The sequence below is a fragment of the Lacticaseibacillus thailandensis DSM 22698 = JCM 13996 genome (assembly GCF_001312865.1).
In the GTDB taxonomy this organism is placed as follows: domain Bacteria; phylum Bacillota; class Bacilli; order Lactobacillales; family Lactobacillaceae; genus Lacticaseibacillus; species Lacticaseibacillus thailandensis.
The window spans coordinates 51,005-59,750 of record NZ_BBER01000008.1 but is presented as its reverse complement, the minus strand read 5'-3'; the positions used below and the strand labels follow the sequence as shown (position 1 = coordinate 59,750).

Annotated in this window: 3 protein-coding genes and 2 pseudogenes; all 5 read right to left on the bottom strand. The window is 52.5% G+C overall.

From position 1 onward, the window contains the following. Window positions 1-4,194: mucin-binding protein (locus JCM13996_RS08900; RefSeq protein ID WP_054750867.1), on the bottom strand; the 4,194-nt coding region annotated here is incomplete at its 3' end. Between the two features lie 260 nt (window positions 4,195-4,454). After that, a pseudogene (locus tag JCM13996_RS08895) lies at window positions 4,455-5,418 on the bottom strand (ABC transporter ATP-binding protein). Between the two features lie 3 nt (window positions 5,419-5,421). Next, window positions 5,422-6,471, bottom strand: coding sequence for an ABC transporter ATP-binding protein (locus JCM13996_RS08890; RefSeq protein ID WP_054750866.1), 1,050 nt, complete (start codon window positions 6,469-6,471; stop codon window positions 5,422-5,424). A 12-nt stretch (window positions 6,472-6,483) separates the two neighbouring features. Next, window positions 6,484-7,500 carry an ABC transporter permease gene (locus tag JCM13996_RS08885; protein WP_054750865.1) on the bottom strand — a complete coding sequence of 339 codons (1,017 nt, stop codon included), beginning with the start codon at window positions 7,498-7,500 and terminating at the stop codon, window positions 6,484-6,486. Then, window positions 7,500-8,425, bottom strand: a pseudogene (gene opp3b / locus JCM13996_RS08880) (oligopeptide ABC transporter permease). The gene JCM13996_RS08885 and the pseudogene opp3b overlap by 1 nt, the downstream one beginning before the upstream one ends. Between the last annotated feature and the right edge of the window lie 321 nt (window positions 8,426-8,746).

Genomic DNA, 8,746 nt, shown 5'->3' with positions numbered 1-8,746 from the left:
AGCTGGCGTGTCAGTAGTCGGCTCCGCCGTAGCTGTGTCAACGTTGCCACTAGCGGTGTAACCCTCAACTGCTGGGGAAGTGACCGCGGCGTATTCGCCTGCCGGCGTCGCAACGGACTCGCCCGTCACTTCGTCAGTGGCAACGTTCCAAGTGAGTGTTTGGGTAACGCTAGCTGGCTGTTTCTCTGGCTGGCCTGCAACCACGTAGTTAATCGTCCGCGTAGTCATAGTCGTTGTGTGATCGATCACGTGCGTCAAATGAATCGTAACGTCATCGGTATCATCATTAGTAAACGTGTAGTCGGTGCTTGCGGACTGGCCTGCGGCCAATTCGTAGTGTGCTGGAACTTCCGCAGTGTAACTGCCAGTTTCATCAACCGTACCCGTCAAAGTTGCACTGGTGACTTGTTCACCCGTAACATCGTCCACATAGTGGACAGTAAGTGATGCTGGGTTAGCCGTATACGTGACCGTGACGTCGGCCGCATTAGCTGGGCTAGCGGTTGTGGCTTCCGCCGTAGCTGCGTCTACGTTGCCACTAGCGGTGTAACCCTCAACTGCTGGGGAAGTGACCGCGGCGTATTCGCCTACCGGCGTCGCAACGGACTCACCTGTTACTTCGTCAGTGGCCACGTTCCAAGTCAAGGTCTGCGTCGTTGAAGCTGGTGCCTTGGTACTGTCACCATCCGTGATGACGTAATTAATTGTCCGCGTAGTCGTAGTCGTCGTGTGATCAATCGCGTGCGTCAAATGAATCGTAACGTCATCGGTATCATCATTAGTAAACGTGTAGTCGGTGCTTGCGGACTGGCCTGCGGCCAATTCGTAGTGTGCTGGAACTTCCACGGTGTAACTGCCAGTTTCATCAACCGTACCCGTCAATGCTGCACTGGTGACTTGTTCACCCGTGACATCGTCCACATAGTGGACAGTCAGTGATGCTGGGTTAGCCGTATACGTGACCGTGACGTCGGCCGCATTGGCTGGCGTGTCAGTAGTCGGCTCCGCCGTAGCTGTGTCAACGTTACCATTAGCCGTGTAGCCTTCAACTGCTGGGGAAGTGACCGCGGCGTATTCGCCTGCCGGCGTCGCAACGGACTCACCCGTCACTTCATCCGTGGCCACGTTCCAAGTCAAGGTCTGCGTCGTGGAAGCTGGTGCCTTGGTACTGTCACCATCCGTGATGACGTAATTAATTGTCCGCGTAGTCGTAGTCGTCGTGTGATCGATCACGTGCGTCAAATGAATCGTAACGTCATCGGTATCATCATTAGTAAACGTGTAGTTGGTGCTTGCAGCTTGGCCTGCGGCCAGCTCGTAGTGCGCTGGAACCTCGGCAGTGTAACTGCCAGTTTCGTCCACCGTACCTGTCAATGCTGCACTGGTGACTTGTTCACCCGTGACGTCGTCCACATAGTGGACAGTCAGTGATGCTGGGTTAGCCGTGTACGTAACCGTGACGTCGGCCGCATTGGCTGGCGTGTCAGTAGTCGGCTCCGCCGTAGCTGCGTCAACGTTGCCACTAGCCGTGTAGCCCTCAACTGCTGGGGAAGTGACCGCGGCGTATTCGCCTGCCGGCGTCGCAACGGATGCGCCCGTCACTTCATCCGTGGCCACATTCCAACTCAGCGTCTGCGTAACACTATCAGCCGCTTTCGCGCCGGTACCAGCATAGACGTAATTAATCGTCCGCGTGGTCGCTGCACTGGTGTGATCAACGACATGCGTCAAGTGCACTGTAATATCATCAGTGTCATCGGCGGTGAGCTGATAGCTAACCGTGGCCGCTTGATTCGCGGCCAGCGCGTAACCATCTGGCACAACCACCGTGTATTCACCGGTAGAGCCGTTCAGTCCAGTAACTTCGGAGTTAGCCACCGTCACCGTGTCCCCCGTCACGTCGTCAACGTATGTCACGTGTAGCTGTACGTCCGCGGCTTTGTACTGGATCACGGTGTAAAAGGCTTGTACCTGGCCACCAGACTGTTCGAGTGTACTAATGACGTCCGCATCCGTCTGGAACGAAGCCGTGCTGGCATCATTCGTGTAACCATCGATGTTCCAACTAGCAATCTGGGCCGCCGTCACGTCCGGAAGACTACCGCCATCTTCAATGGCAAAGTTGCTCTTGGTGACCGTGCCGTTGTAGTTAGTAGTTTCGGTATAACCCACCGTAGCGTTCCGGTCGAAATCGTCTGGCAACTGATCCCAATCGCCATCGGTATCGTCACTAAACTCGAACGAGACGTGGTCCGTAAACGTCATCGTTTTGTGCACGCTAGTAGAAGATGGGTAGTAGATCAACTGCGCGGCAACCGCCACGTTCCCATCCTCACTATCGAGAGTCTTTAATTTACTAATTAAGGTGCTTTCATCCAGGTAGGTGTTAGCCACGCTCGTTTGGTCTTCAATCCAACCAGAAACATCCTGCGCGGCAATGGGATCAAAGACGACCCCGTCAGCCGCACCACTCAGCACGTTCACAATGGCGTTATCACCCGTACCCTCAACGGTGTACTTCACCGTTGTAGTACGTGTTTGCGGCTGAGGTAAGTCGCTGACTTTGCCCGCGTACGTAATGGTATTGCCTTGGTCGTCAGTGTCGTTGTCCGTCACTGGCGTGTTGTCAGTAACAGATTTAACCGCCGTACTCGTAATTGTCTGGGTTACCGTCGCGGTCTTGACCTGCACGACCGGCACCTGAATTGGTGTGGACGGGTCATCGGTCAACTTCACGGTGTTAGATGCGCCGCTGGCCAGAACCCAACCGTTAGGAACGGTGACGGTCTTGCTGTCACCCGCAGTCCCATCAACCGTCGTGGTGCCCACCACTTTGTTACCGTTATTCTTATCAACAAACTGCACGGTGTACGTGCTAGTCGTTGGTGTCGTCGGGTTAGTCGGATTCGATGGCGTCGTTGTCGCCACGTAGCCATCACCACTCCCGTCGCCGTTAATGGCGCCGACAAAGCCGCTGATGGTAGCACTACCTGAGAGCTTGACGTTGGAGGTGGGCGCGAGCAGCGTGGTCTTAATACCAAATTGCTCGTTAGTCAGGTCGAGCGTGGTACCATCCGTACTGGTCAGGTAAACGCGCTGTAACTTCGTCGAATCACTCTTAATTCCGGGAACGGTCATCGTGGCACCGCTACCACCAGTGACGTTGATCACCACTTTGCTACTGCCGTCGTAATCACTGGCGTTCTTGAACACAAAGTCGTTATGCAAGTTACCCAACTTGGTAGCATCAACCGTAAATACGTAGGTGCCGTTCTCGGCTTTGGCCTTACTGAAATCCAAGTCGATCTCGCTGTTACCCGCCACTGCGGCCACGGGCGTACTGTTATTGGCAACCAGCTGCTTACCGATTGCTAGAGCAGCCGTCTTGATGGCACGCTCAGTCGTAACCAGAGAATCCGTACTGAACTGGTACTTACTAATGCTGTTAGCAATGGCGTTTGGTAGTGTGCCCGTCCCGGTGAGGCTACCCCCATCAGTGATCAGCACGTTACCTGTCGGTGTGGAGTTGTTGTTCGTCAGCGTGACGTTACCAGCCGTAATGGCGCTGTAACCGTCAGTCGTGGCCCCAGTGAACGGTACGTTGTCGGTCATATCCATCTCGCCACCACTCAGCAGGCTGTACGGGAAGCCGGACGTGAGGCCCTTGCCACCGTTCATACTGTTCAAAGTAGTGCCGTTCAAATACGTGAGGATGGTCTGCATGTTTGCTGCTGAAGTTGGCGCAGCGAGAACACTGGCGCTGGGTACGCCAAAGGAACTGAGCACACTGCTCAGCTCAACATTTTTACTACTATCGCGCGGGCTGATCGTCCACGTGTTGCCATTGATGGTCAGCCGCAGCCCGGCTGCCGCGATGGTCTTCACGTAATCGGGTGACCCAATGCTGACGGTACCATACCCGCTAGGCGTGGCGTCAATAAAGGCCCCTTCGTCGACAGCCGTCTTAATTTCATCACTGGCCCAACTGCTACCCGGAAAGTAATGGTTGAGCAAACCCGTTGCACTCTTGTCCACACTGCTATTATCCGCAGCCCGAACTGGTGCCAATGGTGCCAAAACGGTAGGTGCCATCATGATTGGTACCATCGCCGCAACGGCGATACCCGCTATGACCCATTTCTTACCGGATTTGAACATCTTGTAATGAACCTTAGTTTCACCACGTAAAGTCATAATACTTCCCCCAAACGCAACACACAGGCACTTAACGCAACCCCAATATATATTGTTAATAATTGAATAATGAATACACCGCGTCCAACTTATTAAATGATATTTAGCCCGCGATGTCAATCGTTTGCGATGCTATCAGCGTTGATAACGTGAACTATTTAATTATTAATTTTATGCATTTTTGCACGCTCGTGGCAACAAAAAAAATCCCCCACCCCTTTTCCAGGGGGAGAGGATTTTTGCGGCTGTTATTTAACGTGTTACTTTTGCTCGGCCTCGGCGTACTTTGCCGCCTGGTCCTTGTATCCTTGGATTTCATCCTCGGACGCAAAAACAAAGTGGCCTGGTGTGATTTCTACCATGCTCCGCTCAGCCCCGTCGTTTTCGGCACTAGCGTCATAGTAGATCCGCTCACGCATTTTTTTGCTTTTCCGGATCCGGAATGGGAATCGCAGATAGTAAACTCTGCGTGTACGGGTGCAACGGGTGGTTATACACTTCGTCGGCCGTGGATAATTCCACGATCCGGCCGTAATGCATAACGGCAATCCGGTCGGAAATGTACTTAACCATGGACAGGTCATGGGCAATGAACAAGTAGGTCAGATTCCGCTGCTCCTGAATATTCTTCAGCAAGTTGACAACCTGGGCCTGAATGGACACGTCCAACGCGGAGATTGGTTCGTCGGCAATGATGAACTGTGGCTGCACAGCCAACGCCCGGGCAATCCCGATCCGTTGCCGTTGCCCACCAGAAAATTCGTGGGGGTAACGCGTTGCGTGGTCAGGGTTCAACCCAACCAGTTGCAACAGGTTAGCCACCTGCGCATCACGGTCAGCATCATCTTTGGCTAAGTGGTGAATATCGATCCCCTCAGCAATGATGTCCTTGACCTTCATCCGGGGGTTCAGCGAAGCGTAAGGATCCTGGAAAATCATCTGCATTTCCCGCCGAAATTCCTTCATCTGCTTGGAACCGTTGTGCAAGCCGGCAATGTCGTTGCCATCAAACAGGATTTCCCCGCTCGTTGGTTTGTACAACCGGATAATGGCCCGACCCGTGGTCGTCTTACCAGAACCAGATTCACCAACCAGGCCCAGCGTCTCGCCACGGTAAATGTCAAAGGAAACGTCCTGAATGGCACGTACCTCGGACTTCTTGCCGGGATTAAAGGTTTGAACCAGGTGACGCACCTGGACCAGCTTTTCACGTTCTTCTGCCATCGGTTAGTCACCCGCCTTTTCTGGATGCATCTGCCGCCAAATTGCTTGGCGACGCTTAATTTCTGGTGGTAATTCCACCTTTGGGGCGTCCGGATGCAACAACCACGTTGCCGCGGCGTGCGTTGGGGATACCTGGAAGAATGGTGGTTCCTGCTCGGTATCGATTTGCAAAGCAAAGTGGTTCCGGGCGGCGAACGCATCACCCTTTGGTGGGTCGATCAAGCTGGGCGGCGTACCAGGAATCGCGTACAGACGGTCACTCTTGGTTTCCAGCGTGGGCATGGATTCAAGTAGGCCCCAAGTGTAGGGGTGCTTTGGATTGTAGAAGATTTCGTCCACGGTCCCGTACTCGATGATCTTCCCCGCGTACATAACGGCCACACGGTCAGCAATCCCAGCCACAACCCCTAAGTCATGCGTGATGAAAATGATACTGGTATCGATCTTCGTCTGCAGTTCCTTCAATAGGTCAATAATCTGGGCCTGGATGGTTACGTCCAGGGCAGTCGTTGGTTCATCGGCAATCAGAATCTGCGGGTTGTTGATGATCGCAATCGCGATAACAATCCGCTGACGTTGCCCACCAGAGAACTGGTGTGGGTAATCCTTTAGCCGGTTATTAGCGTTCGGAATCCCGACCAGGTCGAGCACCCGGGCCGCTTCCTTCATCGCGTCCTTCTTACTGATCTTGTTGTGTAACAACAGTGGCTCAGCGACTTGCTTACCAATGTTCATTGTTGGGTCTAGTGACGTCATGGGGTCCTGGAAGATCATGGCGATATCGTTACCGCGCATGGCGTCCAGTTCCTTTTCCGACTTCTTCAGTACATCTTCGCCGTTGAAGATAACTTCTCCGCTCTTAACGACGGCGTTGTTCGCCAACAACCCCATCAGTGTCCGCAAAGTAACGGACTTCCCAGAACCGGATTCACCAACAATGGCGAGCGTCTCACCTTTTTCCAAACTAAACGAAACGTTACGAATAGCGTGAACCGTGCCGGCGTAGGTATGGAAATCAATTTGTAGATCTTTGACTTCAAGAATTTTACTCAACAGGCTCACCTCCTAGCGTGTAGTGCGTGGGTCAAATGCATCCCGCAGCCCATCGGCTAACAGGTTGAAACTAATCATCAATACCGAAATCACAATCGCTGGATAAACCATCTGGTACGGCAGGAACCGGAAGTTCTTCTGCCCATCGGAGAGCAACGTCCCTAGGGAAGCCGTTGGTGATGGAATCCCGATCCCGATGTAACTCAGGAAGGCCTCGAAGAAGATGGCGGTTGGGATCGTGAACATCGTTTGAATAATAATCGTTGAACTCAGGTTAGGAATCAGGTGCTTCATCGCAATCTTGACCGATGATTCACCTAAAGTGCGTGCGGCCAGGACATACTCCTGGTCCTTGATCTGCAAGGTTTGCGCACGCACCAGTCGGGCCATGGTGACCCATCCAGTAAACCCGATGGCGATAATGATGGAGGTCAACCCAGGTTTGAAGACCAGCAACATCAGAATGGCCACAACCAGGTTAGGAATCGAACTGATGATTTCAATGATACGTTGGAGAACGGTATCAACCATGCCGCCCTTCCAACCAGAAATCAACCCGTAAACCACACCGATGGTCAGGTCAAACAACGTGGCCATAAAGGCAATGAATAGGGAAACACGGGTACCAACAAGGATCCGGCTAAAGATGTCACGACCCAGGCTGTCAGTCCCTAAGACGAACCAGACGTTCTTGGGCACGTTGTTCTGGGCGTAAACGTTGACCTTTTCACCCGCAGAGACCCCGTAACCACGGAATCCTGGAATACTCCAATTAGCAATCTTGGGTGGTAAGTTATTCCACTTCAAGTGTTGAGTATTAGGGTTGGATGGTGAAATCCAAATGCTCAGGACGGAAATGACGATAAACGCAATGATGATCCATAACGAAATCATCGCCATCTTGTTGTGCCGCAGGCGACGCAGGGCATCCTGCATGAAAGTCATGTTGTCGGTGCCGAGCTTTTCCTGCTGCTCTTTGGCAATGTGCGCCGGCTTGAAACTGTCGGCGGTGATTTTGTAGTCAGCCATTAGTTTGCCTCCCCGGATAAACGAATACGTGGGTCAATGAACCCGTAGAGAATGTCGACGACCAGGATGATGACGACCAGCATGACACTGTACAGCATGGTCAGACCCATGATGGTTGGGTAGTCATTGGTCAGAATGGAACGGACAAATTGTTCACCAATACCAGGAATAGCAAAGATGTTCTCAACAACCAGTGACCCAACCATCAAGTCGACGGCCATTGGTCCAATGATAGTAATGATAGGAATCATCGAGTTCCGCAGGGCGTGCTTGGCAACGACCTGCCAACGGGAGTCCCCTTTGGACCGGGCCAGTTCGATGTAATCGGAGTTCAGCACGTCCACCATTTCGGTCCGCATGAACCGAGCCGTCTGTGCCAGTGGCGCCATGGCCAGGGCAATCGTTGGCAGAATGGAAGAACTGAAGCCATCCCACAGCGCGATTGGGAAGATCTGGTACTTGTAGGCCAACCAGAACTGCAGCAGGCAGGCAAAGACGAAGTTAGGGATGGACCGACCCAGGATGGCGAAAATCATCGCCGTGGAGTCGACCCAGGAGTTCTTGCGGATAGCCGCGATGGCCCCCAGCAGGATCCCCAGCAGTCCCCACGATCATTGCCTGGGCACCGATCTGGAAGGACGGGCCCACGCGGGAAATGATCAGGTGACTAACGCTTTGCCCAGCGAACTGGTAGCTCGTACCCATGTCCCCATGGAGCAAGCCCACCAGGTACTTGATGTACTGGTACCAGACTGGTTTGTCCAACCCGTTGGCTTTGTTCAGCGCGGCTAATTGCGCACCGGTAACTTTCGGGTTGTTGTATGGCGTCCCTGGTAACATCTTCATCAGGAAGAAGGTAATGGACGCAACAATGAACAGCGTTAAAATCAGAAAAAAAGATTCGTTTTGCAAGATATTTTGCCATGTGCGTACTCCCTCGCTTACTTAAACAAACATAATGCCACTCAACAATAATGACGGTATGTATTTGTTTGGTAGTCACAAAAATGTCACTACGCTAAATCTAATAGTAAAACAATACATTAAAATGCCATTAAAGTAAATAGTATTTGCTCACGAATTGGCCACCTGCCACAATTCTTAAACTTATTTTTGATACGGTCGGCCCCTACTGACACAACGTTTTGCAGTGGCCAACCGATTAGAAAGTGCCGAGAGTAAACCCACTAATCACGGACTTGTAAACGGTCACAGAGGAACACCAATCCGGAACAAAATGAAAGGG